Source organism: Exiguobacterium mexicanum, assembly GCF_005960665.1.
GTDB classification, from domain to species: domain Bacteria; phylum Bacillota; class Bacilli; order Exiguobacteriales; family Exiguobacteriaceae; genus Exiguobacterium; species Exiguobacterium mexicanum_A.
Map to the genome: position 1 here is coordinate 710,694 of NZ_CP040676.1, position 17,351 is coordinate 728,044.

Annotated in this window: 14 protein-coding genes; 10 read left to right on the plus strand and 4 right to left on the minus strand. The window is 56.3% G+C overall.

Going from position 1 to position 17,351, the window contains the following annotated elements; all coding sequences use genetic code 11:
* Position 1 precedes the first annotated feature (1 nt).
* The 3 genes from FED52_RS04135 to FED52_RS04145 all read left to right on the plus strand — a co-directional run bounded on the left by FED52_RS04135 (position 2) and on the right by FED52_RS04145 (position 4,046).
* On the plus strand, positions 2-1,366 hold the full coding sequence (locus tag FED52_RS04135) for a murein hydrolase activator EnvC family protein (protein ID WP_138859063.1): 1,365 nt from the start codon (positions 2-4) through the stop codon (positions 1,364-1,366).
* 99 nt (positions 1,367-1,465) lie between these two features.
* Positions 1,466-2,869 (plus strand): S41 family peptidase, encoded by a 1,404-nt coding sequence (locus FED52_RS04140; RefSeq protein ID WP_138859064.1) that lies wholly within the window; start codon positions 1,466-1,468, stop codon positions 2,867-2,869.
* 40 nt (positions 2,870-2,909) lie between these two features.
* Positions 2,910-4,046 (plus strand): PDZ domain-containing protein, encoded by a 1,137-nt coding sequence (locus FED52_RS04145; protein ID WP_138859065.1) that lies wholly within the window; start codon positions 2,910-2,912, stop codon positions 4,044-4,046.
* A gap of 41 nt (positions 4,047-4,087) precedes the next feature.
* On the opposite strand, the gene glpK is transcribed toward FED52_RS04145, so the two are convergent.
* The 3 genes from glpK to FED52_RS04160 form a co-directional block, all read right to left on the minus strand.
* Positions 4,088-5,605: a glycerol kinase GlpK gene (glpK, locus tag FED52_RS04150; RefSeq protein ID WP_029595040.1), complete on the minus strand. Its 1,518-nt coding sequence runs from the start codon at positions 5,603-5,605 to the stop codon at positions 4,088-4,090.
* Between the two features lie 30 nt (positions 5,606-5,635).
* Positions 5,636-6,343 (minus strand): MIP/aquaporin family protein, encoded by a 708-nt coding sequence (locus FED52_RS04155; protein ID WP_029334585.1) that lies wholly within the window; start codon positions 6,341-6,343, stop codon positions 5,636-5,638.
* Between the two features lie 101 nt (positions 6,344-6,444).
* Complete coding sequence (locus FED52_RS04160; protein WP_138859066.1) at positions 6,445-7,299, minus strand: sulfite exporter TauE/SafE family protein; 855 nt, start codon at positions 7,297-7,299, stop codon at positions 6,445-6,447.
* Positions 7,300-7,443: 144 nt separating this feature from the next.
* On the opposite strand from FED52_RS04160, the gene uvrB reads away from it, so the two are divergent.
* The 3 genes from uvrB to FED52_RS04175 all read left to right on the plus strand — a co-directional run bounded on the left by uvrB (position 7,444) and on the right by FED52_RS04175 (position 13,539).
* The gene (gene uvrB / locus FED52_RS04165) at positions 7,444-9,420 is read left to right on the plus strand and encodes an excinuclease ABC subunit UvrB (RefSeq protein ID WP_431189072.1); all 1,977 of its coding nucleotides are present in this window, start codon (positions 7,444-7,446) and stop codon (positions 9,418-9,420) included.
* Positions 9,421-12,294 (plus strand): excinuclease ABC subunit UvrA, encoded by a 2,874-nt coding sequence (uvrA, locus tag FED52_RS04170; protein ID WP_138859067.1) that lies wholly within the window; start codon positions 9,421-9,423, stop codon positions 12,292-12,294.
* A gap of 66 nt (positions 12,295-12,360) precedes the next feature.
* Positions 12,361-13,539: a DUF4097 family beta strand repeat-containing protein gene (locus tag FED52_RS04175; RefSeq protein WP_138859068.1), complete on the plus strand. Its 1,179-nt coding sequence runs from the start codon at positions 12,361-12,363 to the stop codon at positions 13,537-13,539.
* Positions 13,540-13,706: 167 nt separating this feature from the next.
* Here FED52_RS04175 and FED52_RS04180 read toward each other — a convergent pair whose 3' ends face one another.
* Positions 13,707-14,063, minus strand: a complete 357-nt coding sequence (locus FED52_RS04180; protein ID WP_029595046.1) for a hypothetical protein — start codon at positions 14,061-14,063, stop codon at positions 13,707-13,709.
* Between the two features lie 152 nt (positions 14,064-14,215).
* On the opposite strand from FED52_RS04180, the gene hprK reads away from it, so the two are divergent.
* The 4 genes from hprK to FED52_RS04200 are packed head-to-tail and all read left to right on the plus strand — an operon-like array spanning position 14,216 to position 17,097.
* Positions 14,216-15,154: an HPr(Ser) kinase/phosphatase gene (hprK, locus tag FED52_RS04185; protein ID WP_138859069.1), complete on the plus strand. Its 939-nt coding sequence runs from the start codon at positions 14,216-14,218 to the stop codon at positions 15,152-15,154.
* Positions 15,154-15,972 carry a prolipoprotein diacylglyceryl transferase gene (lgt, locus tag FED52_RS04190; RefSeq protein ID WP_138859070.1) on the plus strand — a complete coding sequence of 273 codons (819 nt, stop codon included), beginning with the start codon at positions 15,154-15,156 and terminating at the stop codon, positions 15,970-15,972. The genes hprK and lgt overlap by 1 nt, the downstream gene beginning before the upstream one ends.
* The gene (gene ppaX / locus FED52_RS04195) at positions 15,972-16,622 is read left to right on the plus strand and encodes a pyrophosphatase PpaX (protein WP_034778540.1); all 651 of its coding nucleotides are present in this window, start codon (positions 15,972-15,974) and stop codon (positions 16,620-16,622) included. The genes lgt and ppaX overlap by 1 nt, the downstream gene beginning before the upstream one ends.
* Positions 16,615-17,097: an acyltransferase gene (locus FED52_RS04200; protein ID WP_034778539.1), complete on the plus strand. Its 483-nt coding sequence runs from the start codon at positions 16,615-16,617 to the stop codon at positions 17,095-17,097. The genes ppaX and FED52_RS04200 overlap by 8 nt, the downstream gene beginning before the upstream one ends.
* Positions 17,098-17,351 lie beyond the last annotated feature (254 nt).

Below are 17,351 nucleotides of genomic sequence, written 5' to 3' on the forward strand. Positions count from 1 at the left end.
GATGAAACGTTCGCTTGCGCTTGGATTGAGTTTGACGCTACTTGCCTCGCCTGTATGGGCGACGGAGAAAGACACGCTGAAAGCACGACAAGATCGTTTATCCAATCAATTGGAGGAATCCAAGAAAGCGCAAGACGAGACGGACGCCGAGCTCGACATCACCGAGGCGGAACGTGATGCGGTCACGACAGAAATCCGTGCCGTCAATGAACGTCTCGAAGGCTTAAGTGAACAGATCGCCGTCCAACAGGAAGAAGCGGACGCGGCGCGCACCGAGCTCGAGGAAACCCGTGATCAACTCACTGCCCAAGGGCAGTACCTCGACAGCCAGAAGGCGCTCCTTAGTGAGCGTCTTCGTGTGCTTCAAGTACATGAGGACCAGTCCTATCTCCAAGTCGTCTTCGAGTCCCGTTCATTCGGAGACTTGGTAACGCGGCTGTTGACCGCGCAGACGATTGCCGATCAGGACCGGGACCTCATACATAGTTACATGAGTGAAGTCGAGCGGCTCGAAGCGCTCGAAGCACGGCAGCGGACGCAGCTGTCATTCTTGAAACAAAAAGAACGTGAGCTCGTCGTGACGAAACAAGCGCTCGACGTCGCCGCCGAACAGAAGCACGACTTGTTGTCGGAGCTGAACGAACAGGTCGAACTGCTCGAACTTGAAAAAATGAGCCGTGCCGAAGAGCAGGCGCTCATGAACGAACAGAGCCGCATCATCGCCGGACAGCTCGAAGCGATCGTCACGGCGGAACGAGAAGCGGCCGAAGCGCAGGCCCGAGCCGAAGCGGAAGCACGGGCGAAGGCGGAAGCCGAGGCGAAAGCACAGGCCGAGACCAAAGCCGCAGCTGCAGCGGAAGCGAAAGGACAGTCGGACGAGAAGGCCACGGCCTCACCAGCACCGACGCCCCCACCGCCTGCGGAAGCCCCGACGAACGTGTCGGGGCCGGCGACCTCGTTCGTCCGTCCGGTGTCCGGTTACGTGTCGAGCCCGTTCGGTCCTCGCCAAAACCCATTGACAGGCGTGGCGGAGTCGCACCGCGGCATCGATCTCGTCAATGCGACCGGGACACCGATCGTCGCGGCGGCACCAGGCATCGTCATCAAGGCGGCGCCGGCGACCGGATACGGCAACGTCGTCTTCGTCTCCCACATCGTCGGTGGGGCCGTCTGGACGACCGTCTATGCCCATCTCGACTCGATCACGGTCTCGTCTGGGCAAACGGTGTCCGCTGGCCAGACCGTCGGTACGCTCGGCAACACGGGCTGGTCGACGGGACCGCATCTCCACTTCGAATTACATCGCGGACAATGGGCGCCAGGGCAACCGAATGCGGTCGACCCGGGTCCTTATATCGGTTACTGATGAGACGGACGTGTTCCAAATTTGTGGAACGCGTCCGTTTTTCTGAACTTTTTGCTATACTGAATGAAAGACTGACAAAGAGAAAAGAGGGAATCACCCGTGAAAAATACAACCGCAGGATTACTAGCCGGCGCTACGTTCGTCGCCGGGGCCGGTGCAGGGCTCGCGACGATGGCGTTTACGGATACGGCGCTGCCGATTCAACCGAAGGCAGAAGGCTGGGACAAGGTCGACCAAGTCCGGCAATTGATCGAGACGCATTCATTGAAGGATATTTCGGAAGAGGATTTATTGACCGGTGCCCTCGACGGGATGACGGCAGCGCTTGACGACCCGTACTCGGACTTCCTCGACGCCGAAGAGACGTCACAGTTCACCGACTCAATCGAGTCGAGTTTTGAAGGAATCGGCGCGACTTTGGAGAAGAAAGGAGAAGACATATTAATCGTCGCTCCAATCAAAGGCGCACCGGCCGAAGAGGCAGGACTCCGGGCCGGCGACGTCATCACGGCGGTCGACGGGGAATCGATTGAAGGGATGGCCGTCGAAGAGGCGGTTCAGCTCATCCGGGGCGAGAAAGGGACCGTCGTCACGCTCACGATCCGCCGCGGCGGACAAGAGGCCGACTACGAGATTACACGCGATACGATTCCGATCGAGACCGTCTACTCGGAAGTGAAAAAACAGGACGGGAAAAAGGTTGGTTATATCGAGGTGACCCAGTTCTCCGAACCGACGGCGGACGAATTTTTAGAGCAGCTCGAGGCGCTCGAATCGGAAGGGATCGATAGCCTGATCATCGACGTACGAGGCAACCCGGGTGGATTGCTTCCTGCCGTCATCGAGATGACCGAAGGATTCGTCCCGACGAACAAACCGGTCGTCCAAATCGAGAATGCGGATGGGGAGCGCGAGTCGCAGAGCGGCCGTGCCCGGGAAGCGAAGCCATACGACTTGTTCGTCTTGACGGACGAAGGGTCGGCATCGGCATCTGAAATTCTGGCCGGGGCCCTCAAAGAAGGTGCCGGGGCCACAATCATCGGCAACAAGACGTTCGGGAAAGGCGTCGTCCAGACGGCGTTCGATTTAGAGGACGGCAGCAACTTGAAGCTGACGACGAGCAAATGGCTCACACCGGACGGGAACTGGATCAACGAGAAAGGCATCGAACCGGACGTCGAGGTCAATCAACCGGACTACTTCAATGTCACCCGCATCCTCACCGACGCGGATACGCTCAAAGTCGGGGACTACGGGGAAGCGGTCTCGAACTTGCATACCGTGTTGACGGGCATCGGCTATGAACCAGGCGGACAGCCGGGCTATTTCGGTGATACGATGGGCCGTGCCGTCAGTGCCTTCCAAGCCGACAACAACTTGCCGGAAGACGGGATCGTCAATGAAGCGACGGCGTCGGCGCTCGAGTCACGCTTGCTCGAGGAGATTCAAGACGAGGCGAACGATGCCCAATTGAATCGCGCGCTCGAAGAAGCTGCAAAATAAGGATTAGGGAAAGGATTGGACAAGTGTGGACGTTCTACGAATGAGTTTTACTGCTTTGTTGACCTTGATCGGTAGTCCGCTACTCTGGGCGACGCTCGTCGCCCTCGCTTACATATCCACGACGCGTATCAAACGGGAGCGGGGCATGTTTCGCTCGCGTCGGCGTTCGCCGAAATCGGACTGGCGCCATTTTCTATGGCCGAGCCTGCTCCTTGCGGTCATCGGTTCGGCGGCGCTGATTCTGCTCGAGACGACCGTCAACTGGGAATGGGTCGTGACGTTCAGCGTGCTGTACGCGCTTATCGTCTTGACGATGCACCCGCGTTTCAGCAGCCCAGCGTTCCCGTTTTTGATCATGCTGACGGCAGTCGCGCTTCGTGACGTCATCGAGTATGGGGGACTGACAGGGTGGATGGATCGATTGGCCGAGGTCGACTGGCCGGTGTATGCGCTCGTGTTCGGTGTCGTGACGCTCGCGGAGGCGATTCTCTTACGGTGGAACGGTCCGGTCGAGACGTCACCGACGCTCATCTTGTCCAAACGGGGCCAGTTCATCGGCGGGCATGTCGTCAAACGACTCTGGTTCTTCCCGCTTGTCGTCTTCCTACCCCCATCCTTCGGTCTCGACGGCCCAGTGCCGATCATCTTGCCGATCCCAATCGGGGTCAGCCTGCTGTCGACGGGAGCACTCCCAGGGACGCTCCTCGGCCGCTTGAGCCTGTATCGAGGCCTGCTCGCGCTCATCGGCCTCGGTTTGTTCGGGGCTTCCTACGCCATCGACGTCCCGTACGCGGCCTACATCTTGCTCGGTCTGTTCGTGTTGTATGAGTTGGCGCTACAACTCATCAAGCGAGAGAATCGAGGGACGACGCCGGTGTTCATCAACGGCAACCGAGGAGCGGTCATCATCGACACGCTCCCGGGCTCACCGGGCGAGGCGATGCAGCTCATCCCAGGCGAATCGATCTACAAAGTGAACGGAACCGTCATCACGGGCGGGAGCAGCTTCTATGAGGCGCTCCAGTTGCATAAACCGTACATCAAGCTCGAGGTGCTCAACTTGAACGGGGACATCCGTTTCGTGCAACGGGCGATGTACGAGACCGACCCGCACGAGCTCGGCATCTTGTTCGTCGCCGAACCGGCGAGCCCGCGTCTGCGGTTACGGAAACTATAAAAGGGAGCATCCTTGGCGGATGCTCCCTTTCGTGCGTTCAATTAAAGTTCAAGTTTTGATGGTTTGAAGCCCATTGTCGCTTCGACTGCGTGTTGCCAGCCTTTATACAGATTTTCGCGGTGTGCTTCGTCCATCTTCGGTTCGAACTGATGGTCGAGTTTCCACTGTTGTTTGATCTCTGCTTGGTCTTTCCAGAACCCGACGGCGAGACCGGCGAGATAGGCGGCACCGAGAGCCGTCGTCTCGCTCACTTCAGGCCGTTCGACCGGGACGTCCAAGATGTCCGCTTGGAACTGCATGAGGAAGTTGTTGTTGACCGCACCGCCGTCGACGCGGAGCGTCTTCAACTCGATGCCAGAATCTTGTTCCATCGCCGTCAAGACATCGCGCGTCTGATAGGCGAGTGACTCGAGCGTCGCCCGGACGAAATGTTCTTTCTCCGTCCCGCGCGTGAGGCCGAAGATGGCACCACGGACGTCCGAGTTCCAATACGGGGCACCAAGTCCGACGAAGGCTGGGACGACGTAGACGCCGTCTGTCGTCTCGACGCGGTTGGCGTACTGTTCCGTGTCTTTCGCCGACTTGAGCATACGGAGTCCGTCACGGAGCCATTGGATGGCCGAACCGGCTACGAAGATCGAACCTTCGAGCGCATATTCGACTTTACCATTGTATCCCCATGCGATCGTCGTGAGCAGACCATGGTCCGACTTGACGGCTTCTTCGCCCGTGTTCATGAGCATGAAGCAACCTGTACCGTACGTGTTCTTACCTTCTCCTGACTCGAAGCAGGCCTGACCGAAGAGGGCAGCCTGTTGGTCACCGGCCGCGCCGGCAATCGGAACTTCGAAGCCGAAGAAGTGGTACGGGATCGTGTTGGCGTACACTTCACTCGACGGTTTGACTTCCGGGAGCATCGACTTTGGTACCGTCAAGATCTCGAGCAACTCATCGTCCCATTTCTGCTCATAGATGTTGTACATGAGCGTCCGTGACGCGTTCGAGTAGTCCGTGACGTGGGCGTGGCCGCCTGACAGTTTCCAGATGAGCCAAGTGTCAATCGTTCCGAAGAGGAGGTCACCGGCTTCGGCTTTCTCACGGGCGCCTTCGACGTTGTCGAGAATCCATTTGACTTTCGTGCCTGAGAAGTAGGCGTCAATCAAGAGACCCGTTTTATCGCGGAACAAGTCGGCATGACCGGCTTCCTTCAACTCATCACAAATACCGGCTGTTTGACGCGATTGCCAGACGACGGCGTTATAGACCGGACGTCCTGTCGACTTCTCCCAGACGACGGCTGTTTCCCGTTGGTTCGTGATCCCGATAGCTGCGATCTCTTTTGGATCGATGTCGGCCGAACCGAACGCCTCGGCCATGACGGCGAGGACAGAACCCCAAATCTCATTGGCGTTATGCTCGACCCAGCCCGGTTTCGGGAAGTATTGTTTGAACTCACGTTGCGCGACTGTGACGATTTTCCCGTCATGGTCGAAGATGATGGCCCGTGAGCTTGTCGTTCCTTGGTCAAGTGCTAAGATATAACGTTTTTCTTTCTCCATATGAGAGTGCCTCCTTAGAAATTAGAAAGATTATGGGACAAGAATGCCGTAAACCAATGCGGCGATGACCGCCCCGATGATTGGTCCGACGACCGGAATCCATGAATAGCCCCAGTCCGACGTCCCTTTGCCTTTGATTGGAAGAATCGCATGCGCAATCCGCGGCCCGAGGTCACGTGCCGGGTTGATGGCATATCCCGTTGTACCACCAAGTGAGAGACCGATTGAGACGACGAGGAAACCGACGATGAGCGGATTCAAGCCGTCCGTGAACGTGTTGGCCCCGAATGACAAAATTCCGAAGACGAGAACGAACGTACCAATGATTTCCCCGATCAAGTTGAACGGCGTGCTACGAATCCCTGGTGCGGTCGAGAAGGTGGCCAGTTTGGCACCCGGATCGTCGGTCACATCATAGTGCGGTTTGTAGTGCACGAACACGAGGACGGCCCCGATGAACGCCCCGATAAACTGTGCCAAGATGTAGGCTGGCACATCAGCCCAAGGGAATGAGCCTGCTGTCGCGAGCCCGACCGTGACGGCAGGGTTCAAGTGCGCCCCTCCATAAATTCCGGCTGCGTATACCCCGATCATAACGGCGAAGCCCCAACCGAACGTGATGACGACCCAACCTGCGTTCTCCGCTTTCGAATGACGGAGGACGACGCCGGCGACGACACCGTTACCGAGCAAGATGAGTAGCATTGTACCAATAATTTCGCTGACGAATGCTGACATGTGATACTCCCTTCCTTCCATATTAAATTTGGCTTACCACTTCATTATATGCCCCAAATGTAAGCGTTTCAAAACCGAATATGCAAAAAAAGCCACTTTTCTTATGAAAAGTGGTTTTGATTGACAATACGCCGTCTGAAGTCGAGTCCAATCCCGACAAGAAAAGCGAGCAGGATCGCCAAACTGACGTATGCAAGCGGCGCGTAGAGGGCGGCACCGAGGTCGAGCGCGATCGAGACGATGACGGCCACATACAACCAGGCGAGCCGGGTGGAAATCTCTTTATCGTGATAACGATTCGTGAGCGAAGCGCCGAGTGGGGCCCCGATGAACGCCCCGACGACCAACGCAAGCGGCGTCACATAATCGAGCGATAGCGACGGCAGATAGCCGACGAGTCCGCCGAGCGAGATGAACAGGACGGCAGCGAGGCTCGTCCCGACCCCGCGATGCGTCGTGAAGCCGAGCCAACTGACGAGGAGCGGGACGATGATGAACCCGCCGCCGATGCCGAGGAGGGCGGACAATAGTCCGGCCATCGCTCCGATCATCACACCCGCGAGAACGGTCGATTTTTTCGGCTTCTGCGGTTTCGATGTTTTCTTTAATAGCGTAACGGCAAAATAAGATAGGATAGCCAGATAAAATAAGTTCAGTAACCAATCATACGTCCCCGAGATCGAGAGGACGAGGCGGCTCGACAGCTGTGCCGTGACGGCGCCGGTCAGTCCGACCGTGATGCCGGTCGACCAAGACACGTTGCCGAGCGACGTATGTTTCTTCGCGCCGGACAGGCTCGTCCCGACGACGAACAAGAGTGACGTGGCGACGGCCTCTGCTGCCGAATAACCACTAAAGAGCAACACTGGGACGATGATGACCCCGCCGCCGATGCCGAAGAATCCGGACAAGGCGCCGACGATGGCACCGAGCGGGATGAAGAGAAGTGACCACATGACGACCAACTCGTTTCTACTTAGATTCACTCTCCATGATAACGAAAAGCGGAACGATTTGGGAAGCGTGTCAGAAGCGAATATTTGTTCGTGTATGTGCTATAATCAAGTCAATATGCAAGGAACAGAAAGCGAGGAATATATATGGATAAGATTAGCGTTCCGTTCGACTTACAATCAGAATATAAGCCGGCCGGCGACCAACCGGAGGCGATTCGACAGCTCGTCGAGGGCGTCAATCGCGGCGACCGGTACCAGACGTTGCTCGGGGCGACCGGCACCGGGAAGACGTTCACCGTATCGAACGTCATCCAAGAAGTGAAGAAGCCGACGCTCGTCTTGGCCCACAACAAGACGCTCGCCGGACAGCTCTATTCGGAGTTCAAGGAATTCTTCCCGAACAACGCCGTCGAATATTTCGTCAGTTATTATGACTACTATCAGCCAGAGGCGTACGTCCCATCGACGGACACGTTCATCGAGAAAGACGCCTCGATCAACGATGAGATCGATAAACTTCGTCACTCGGCGACGTCGGCCTTGTTCGAGCGCGATGACGTCATCATCGTCTCCTCCGTGTCGTGCATCTACGGTCTCGGTAACCCGGAAGAATATAACAGCCTCGTCTTAAGTCTCCGCGTCGGTAAAGAGTTGGGCCGTGATCAGATGCTCCGCAAGTTGATCGACATCCAATATGAGCGGAACGATATCGACTTCCAACGCGGGCGGTTCCGTGTCCGAGGTGACGTCGTCGAGATCTTCCCGGCGTCACGCGACGAACAGTGCTTGCGCGTCGAGTTCTTCGGAGACGAAATCGATCGCATCCGCGAGATGGACCCGCTCACCGGCGAGATCATCGCCGACCGCGAGCACGTCTCAATCTTCCCGGCGTCCCACTTCGTCACCCGCGACGAGAAGCTGCAAAAAGCGATCGTCAACATCGAGGCCGAGCTCGAACAACAGCTCGCGAAGTTCCGCGAGGAAGGCAAACTGCTTGAAGCCCAGCGTCTCGAACAGCGGACGAACTATGACCTCGAGATGATGCGTGAGATGGGCTACTGTTCAGGCATCGAAAACTATTCGCGTCATTTGAACTTGACCGAGGCAGGGGCGACGCCTTACACGCTCATCGACTACTTCCCGAAAGACTTCCTACTCGTCGCCGATGAGTCGCACGTGACGCTCCCGCAAGTACGCGGCATGTATAACGGTGACCAGGCCCGGAAGCAAGTGCTTGTCGACCACGGGTTCCGCTTGCCTTCAGCTAAAGATAACCGTCCGCTCAAGTTCGACGAGTTCGAGAAGAAGTTGTCGCAAGCGATCTTTATCTCGGCGACACCAGGTCCGTTCGAGCTCGAGCATACCCCGCACATGATCGAACAGATCATCCGGCCGACAGGACTGCTCGACCCGACGATCGAGATTCATCCGATCAAAGGACAAATCGACTACTTGATGGACCAAATTCGCGACCGCATCAAACAGGACGAACGCGTCCTCGTGACGACGCTCACGAAAAAGATGGCCGAGGATTTATCGGACTATCTGCGTGAAGCGGGCATCAAGGTCAACTATATGCACTCTGAAATCAAGACGCTCGAGCGGATTGAGATCATCCGTGACCTGCGTCTCGGAAAATACGACGTCCTCGTCGGAATCAACTTACTGCGGGAAGGACTAGACATCCCGGAAGTGAGTCTCGTCACGATTCTAGACGCCGACAAGGAAGGGTTCCTCCGTTCGGACCGATCGCTCATTCAGACGATTGGGCGGGCGGCGCGGAACTCGAACGGGCACGTCATCTTGTTCGCTGATAAGATGACCGACTCGATGACGCGCGCGATTGAAGAGACCGACCGTCGTCGCTCGATTCAACAAGCCTATAATGAAGAACACGGCATCACCCCGCAGACGATCCGTAAAGAAGTGCGCGGCGTCATCCGGGCAACGGTCGATGCCGAGGAGGATGTGCTCGAATCACTCAGCTCGATGAAGCCGGCTGAACGTGAGGAAGCCATCGCCAAGCTAGAAGAAGAAATGAAACAAGCGGCCCGCGACCTCCAGTTCGAACGGGCGGCCGAATTGCGTGACTTAATCTTGGAGTTGAAGGTAGGGAATTAAATGGCTGAAAAGAAAAATGCGATCGTCATCAAAGGGGCGCGCGTCAACAACTTGAAAAACATTGATATCGATATTCCACGGGACCAGCTCGTCGTCTTGACGGGCTTGTCCGGTTCCGGTAAATCGTCACTCGCGTTCGACACCATCTACGCCGAGGGGCAGCGCCGTTACGTCGAGAGTCTATCGGCCTACGCCCGTCAATTCCTCGGACAGATGGACAAACCGGACGTCGATACGATTGAAGGGCTGAGCCCGGCCATCTCGATTGACCAGAAGACGACGAGCCGTAACCCGCGCTCGACCGTCGGAACGGTGACGGAAATCTATGACTACTTACGTCTGTTGTTCGCTCGCATCGGGAAACCGGTCTGTCCGCGTCACGGTATCGAAATCTCGAGCCAGACCATCTCACAGATGGTCGACCAAGTGATGGAACTGCCGGAGAAGACGCGCCTGCAAATCTTGGCGCCAATCGTCTCGGGCCGCAAAGGGACGCACGTCAAAGTGTTCGACTCGCTCAAAAAGGAAGGGTTCGTCCGCGTTCGTGTCAATGGCGAGACGATCGAACTGACCGATGAGATCGAGCTTGATAAGAATAAGAAACATTCGATCGAAGTCGTCGTCGATCGCCTCGTCGTCCGCGCTGACGTCGAAGGTCGTCTTGCCGACTCGCTCGAGACGGCGCTTCGCCTTGCCGACGGCCGAGCCATCATCGACAAGATGGACGGCACCGAGCTCCTGTTCAGCGAACATCACGCTTGTCCGATTTGTGGCTTCTCCATTGGCGAACTCGAGCCGCGTATGTTCTCGTTCAACTCGCCGTTCGGTGCCTGTCCGACGTGTGACGGGCTCGGTACGAAGCTTGATGTCGACCCGGAACTCGTTATCCCGGACCCGTCGAAGACGCTGAAGGAAGGCGCCGTCGTCGCCTGGCAGCCGACAAGCTCGCAATATTATCCGCAACTGCTCGCCTCGATGTGCAAACACTTTGACATCGACATGGACGTGCCGTTCGAACGTCTGTCGAAGCGTGACCAAGACCTCGTCTTGCACGGGACGGACGAAGAGTCGTTCTTGTTTCGTTACGAGAACGATTTCGGACAAGTCCGGACGAACACGATCTTCTTCGAAGGGGTGCTCCGCAACATCGAGCGCCGCTATAAAGAGACGACGTCCGATTATATCCGTGAACAGATGGAGACGTACATGGCGACACACGCTTGTCCGACATGTAGCGGTTATCGGTTGAAAGAAGAGACGCTCGCCGTCAAAATCACGGGCCACCATATCGGGCAAGTGACCTCACTGTCCGTCGTCAACGCCATCAAGTTGTTCGACTCGATCATGACAGAGTTGAGCGAGAAAGATATCGCCATCGCCCGTCTCATCTTGCAAGAGATTTGTGAGCGGCTCAGCTTCTTGAACAACGTCGGTCTCGACTATTTGACGTTGTCACGCGCCGCCGGGACGCTCTCGGGTGGAGAAGCGCAGCGGATTCGTCTCGCGACCCAAATCGGCTCACGGCTCACGGGCGTCCTATACGTCCTCGATGAACCGTCAATCGGGTTGCATCAACGCGACAACGACCGCTTGATCGCGACGCTCAAACAGATGCGTGACATCGGCAACACGCTCATCGTCGTCGAACACGACGAGGACACGATGATGGAAGCCGATTATTTGATCGATATCGGACCGGGCGCCGGGGAACATGGGGGCCAAGTCATCGCTGCCGGCACACCGAAGCAACTCATGAAAAACAAGAACTCATTGACGGGCCAATACTTGTCCGGCAAGAAATTCATCCCGCTACCGGCCGAACGCAAAGTACCGGATGAGCGCTTCTTGAAGATCTTGAAGGCGGAAGAGAACAACTTGAAAGGAGTCGACGTCTCGATCCCGCTCGGTATGTTCATCGCCGTCACCGGTGTCTCTGGTTCCGGGAAGTCGACGCTCATCAACGAGATTCTGTATAAATCGCTCGCCCATCACATCAACCGGGCCAAAGCGAAACCAGGAAAGCATAAGAAGATCGAAGGACTCGACCATATCGACAAAGTTATCGATATCGACCAGTCCCCGATCGGACGGACGCCGCGGTCGAACCCGGCGACGTACACCGGCGTGTTCGATGATATCCGTGACGTGTTCGCCTCGACGAACGAAGCGAAGATGCGCGGGTACAAGAAAGGCCGCTTCAGTTTCAACGTCAAGGGCGGCCGCTGTGAGGCGTGCCGCGGGGACGGGATCATCAAGATCGAGATGCACTTCTTGCCGGACGTTTACGTTCCGTGTGAAGTGTGTCACGGGAAACGCTATAACCGTGAGACGCTCGAAGTGAAGTACAAAGGTAAGACGATCGCCGACGTGCTCGATATGACGATCGAGGAAGGGCTCGACTTCTTTGACAAGATTCCGAAAATCAAGCGCAAGATCCAGACGATCTTTGACGTCGGTCTCGGTTATATGAAACTCGGACAACCGGCGACGGAACTGTCCGGCGGGGAAGCGCAGCGCGTCAAGCTCGCCTCCGAGCTCCATAAACGTTCGACCGGGAAGACGATTTACATCTTGGACGAGCCGACGACGGGTCTTCACGTCGACGACATCGCTCGTCTGTTGAAAGTGCTGCAACGCCTCGTCGAGAACGGGGACACGGTGCTCGTCATCGAGCATAACCTCGACGTCATCAAATCGGCCGACTACTTGATCGACCTTGGACCGGAAGGCGGGGACGGCGGTGGTACGATCGTCGCGACCGGGACGCCGGAAGAAGTCGCCGAAGTCGCCGCGTCGTACACCGGCAAGTATTTGAAACCGGTGTTAGAACGGGATGCAGCCCGAGCGAAACCGAAAGCAGGAAAACGGAAGTAAGGTATAGAAATGATGAGAAACGGGAACATGATTGACGTGTGACCAAATCGAAGGGGGAAACGAACAGTGAAACAAGAAATGCGTGAACTGATTCTCCAGCAAGTGAAAGACGGGAAGTTGACGATTGAAGAAGGCATGACCCAGCTCGAACGGCTCGAGAAGTTGGAGCCTGAGCGTGTCCAAGCGCTCGAGGAACGTCAAGAGACGGAGAAGGTCGATGCCTACTCGGTCGAGTCGCTCACGACGAAACTGACGTCGGCGGTCGAAGGGCTCGTGACGAAACTTCGTGACAGCGACTTCACGTTCAGCTCGAACTTCGGGCCGGAAGTGACGTATTCGAAATCGTTCCCGTTCACCGGGAAAGATATCTCGCTCGACTTGTTCAACGCCTCGGCGACGATCGTCTCGTCGGACAACGACGAGTGTGAACTGATTGTCACCGGACGTCCGCTCCGTCAGCAGGACGCGGACAAGGCGCTCGAACAGCTCCAGTCAGCGGTCAAGCATTCGGTCATCGGTGACCGTCTCGTCGTGTCACTCCGCGACAAGCTCGTCCGGGCGCACGTCGAACTGTACGTCCCGCATCATCATTTCGATCACCTACACGTACAGACGCTCAACGGTGAGGTCCGTGCCGACGGCCTAGACGTCGAGAGCGTTCGTATCCAGACGGCGAACGGCCGGGTCGTACTTCATGAAGTACATGCCTCGGAGCTGCTCCTCAACACGGGGAACGGAACGGTCGAAGTCGAAGCGGTCGAATCGGAACTCGTCCACGTCCGGACCGGCAACGGAGCCGTCATCGTGAACGGCAAATACGACAAGGCGTCGCTCAAGACCGGCAACGGGAACATCCGCGCCGAACTCGCGACGGCACGTCCGGCCAAGTTCGAGCTCGCCTCGCTCGCCGGAAACGTCCGTCTCGTCTTGCCGCACGGCGTCGAGGTCGAAGGAGAACTCGAGACGAACTTCGGTGGTCTCCACTGTAACTTGGACGAGCTCGAGATCATCCGCGACCGGAAAGACGTCGCTCAACGTCGTCTTGAATTCTTGTCGGGCCGTGGTCAAACACCGCGCATCGAAGTCGAGGCCGGGACGCGTACTGGCACGATCGACCTCGAACACGGTTCGCTCCACACACCGTCGACGTTCCTCGAAGAGGACAAACACGAACCGACGGAACCAATCGACCCAGTCGACCCGGTCAATCCGGCCGACTTGAACAACCCGTTCCATCAGCAATGACCGACAACCCGAAGGCCTCTCGCCTTAATGACCGACAACCCGAAGGCCTCTCGCCTTCGGGTTTGTTTTAGCATCAACGGAAACGAACACCGTGGTCGGCTATGTACCGGGCGAATGAGACATCCATGACAAAACCCGAAGGCGGTTGCCTCCGGGTTTTTGTCATGTCATAGATTCATTTGATACTCCATTTGTTCCCAATCCATCATTTGACCGTCATACAGCGTGAATGAGCCGATGATGAACAGGATGAAGAGGACCGGTCCGGCGATGAGTAAGAAAATCCCGAGGTTCCGCATCGTCTTCGACCGTTTCCAATAGAAGATGATGGCGACGATCATCGATAACAGCGACCCGGACAAGAACAGGCCGACGATGTTCAAGATGAACAATAAGAGCACCGTTTCGTTTTTTGTCGCCGCATACTCGCGCCACATATCAAACAGTGATTTGACCAAGTAGACGAGTGCCGCGATCCCGACGATAAAAATAAAGACAATGGCAATCCAAAATAGTGAATTCATGTGATTTCACCTCCCTAATCCTCTATACCCGTTCTACGGAATCGCCACGAATTAGTTTCATCTCTTTTTTTTGACACATTTCGGCTCACTTTCGTTGACGCTTCTCCAGAAGAGCTATGATACAATAATGAGCGTGAAAGGGGCAGATACTCATGCAAAATATCGTACGCACGGCTCAACTCGTTGAGCGCTTCAAACTTCAAGTCATCGCCGGGGAAGAGGGACTCCATCGTCCCGTCGCCACACCGGACCTCAGTCGACCGGGACTCGTCCTTGCCGGCTACTATACCCACTATGCGAAAAATCGGCTGCAAGTGCTCGGGAAGACCGAGCTCACGTTCTACGCGAGCTTGTCGGAAGAGAGCCGCCGCGAGCGGGCGAAGATTTTATGCACGGAATTGACACCGGGCATCCTCATCACGCGCGGCTTCGACATCCCGAAAGAGATTGAACAAGAAGCCGAGGCGGCGAACGTCCCGCTCATGCGCACGAACGCGATGACGACATCGATCGAGTCACAGATCACAAACTTCCTTGAGATGGAACTCGCACCGATGACCGCGATGCACGGCGTGCTCGTCGACATCTACGGCGTCGGCGTGCTCATCAAAGGACAGAGCGGTGTCGGGAAATCTGAGACCGCACTCGAACTCGTCAAGCGGGGTCACCGCCTCGTCGCCGACGATTCAGTCGAGATTCGCCAGACCGGGGACCAGTTGCTCGTCGGTTCGGCACCGAAGTTGATCCGTCACTTGCTCGAGATTCGCGGGATCGGGATCATCGACGTCATGACGTTGTTCGGAGCCGGTGCCGTCCGTTCACACAAAAAGATCAGCTTAATCATCAACCTTGAAAACTGGGATGCTGGAAAAGTATATGATCGTGTCGGACTCGACCACAACACGATGAAAATCATCGACAGCGAAGTGCCGTTACTCACCATCCCGGTTCGCCCAGGACGTAACTTGGCCGTCATCGTCGAAGTCGCGGCGATGAACTATCGCCTGCAAAATATGGGGATCAACACGGCTGAAGAGTTCGCGGAACGACTTGCGAACGCCATCCACGATAACGAAGGAGACATGGAATAATGGTAGAGCCAACGTTTGATCGCGTCGCGTTTGAAATCGGGTCACTCCCGATCTATTGGTACGGGATGATCATCGCCTTCGGAGCGATGCTCGGGCTCGTTCTCGCCTTGTTCGAGGCGAAACGACTCAATTATGATTCGGAGCGGGTCGTCGATGTCATCATCTGGTCGATTCCGATCAGCATCGTCTTCGCCCGGATTTATTACGTCACGTTCCAATGGGACTACTACAGTGAGAACCTTGGACAGATCATCGACATCCGCCAAGGCGGGATTGCAATCCATGGTGCCATCTTTGGAGCGCTGCTCGTCGTCATCATCTATTGCATGCGCAAGTCGATGTCGTTCTGGAAGATCACCGATATCCTCGCTCCGTCGCTCCTGCTCGGGCAAGCGGTCGGACGTTGGGGGAACTTTATGAACCAAGAGGCGCACGGTGCCGAGACGACGAGCCGTTTCTTGAAAGAGACGCTCTTCCTCCCGGATTGGATCGTCAATCAGATGTATATCGACGGCGCTTATTACTTGCCGACATTCTTGTTCGAGAGCGTCTGGAACATCCTCGGCGTCATCTTGCTCGTCGTCTGGCGTATGGTCGGTAACCCGCCGCGCGGCTACATCTTCTTATCGTACCTCGTCTGGTATTCGATTGGACGCTTCTATATCGAAGGGCTCCGTACAGATAGCCTCATGGTTGGTGACCTTCGGACGGCCCAGCTCGTCTCGATTGCGATGATCGTATTCGGTGTCGTCATGATGATCGTCCGCCGCAAAGCGAAACGATACGACGACCCTTCAGAGAAAGGACTGTTTGATTGATGGATACACTTCTATTCGATTTGGATGGCACGTTGCTCGATACGAACCCGCTCATCATCGCGAGTTTCCGTCACACGCTCGGGTACTACTTCCCGGACGAGACGTATCGCGATGAGGACATCTTCCCGTTCATCGGACCGACGCTCGAGAAGTCGTTCAAGGCGCTCAATGAGCCGGAATGGAAAGAGATGCAGGCGTTCTATCGCAGCTTCAATATCGCGATGCACGACCAGCTCGTCGCCGAATATCCGGGTGTGATCGAGGGGCTGTATCGCCTCCACGCCAAAGGCTACAAGATGGGCGTCGTCACCTCGAAAGGCCGTCCCGTCGTCGAGCAAGGCTTGCGTCTGTTCAAGATCGACCATCTGTTCGATGTGGTCGTCACGGCCGACGATGTGGAATATGAGAAACCGCACGCCGAACCGGTCGAACGGGCGCTCCGTGCGCTCGGATCGACGGCGGACCGCGCTGTCATGGTCGGGGACAACGACACGGACATCTTCAGCGGCAAGAACGCCGGGACGAAGACGGTCGCTGTCGGCTGGGCCATTAAAGGCCGTGCGTTCCTCGAAGCGCTCGAACCGGACGTCATCATCGACTCGATGGAACATTTCGAGGCGTGGCTCGACGAGGTCACGGTCCATGCGTAAGACGGAACGGTTTCGTCTCGACGGACCGAATCCGCTCTGGCAGATGTATCGGACGATTCGTTTCCTGCGTGTCTTTAAAAACACGACCGTCGTCTTGATCGGTCGGTACTTCCCGTCCGTCAAGGCGAAGCGCTGGCTATACCGGACGTTCCTCGGTATGGAAATCGGGGAGTATAGCGCGCTCGCCCTCATGGTGACGCCGGACGTCATGTTCCCGGAGCGGATTTCGATTGGCCGCAACACGGTCATCGGGTTCAACTCGACGATCCTCTGTCACGAGTATCTCGTCGACGAGTATCGGATTGGCGACGTCCACATCGGCGACGAGGTGTTGATCGGGGCGAACGTGACGATTTTACCTGGCGTGACGATTGGCGATCGGGCCGTCATCGGTGCCGGGGCCGTCGTCCATCGTGACGTCGCGCCCGGAGAGCGCGTCGTTGGGGCAAAACTCCATACCATCGACACAAAATAGACACAATTTAGTGCGAAATCATTTTGAGGTCAAGACATGTAGGGCCTCATAAAATTACTAGGGCGGTATCACTTTTTTTAAAGGCGATACCGCTCTTTTGTGTCTATGGGCGCTGACATGAAACCTCCATATTTTTGTCGAAAAGCATTTGAACGACCTAGCAAAATATATTCATTATAGAAGGAATATAGTCCCGATTTTTTTTAAGTTTTTCAGTTGCCCTCACTGAATGAGTGCGGTATTCTTAACCCTGC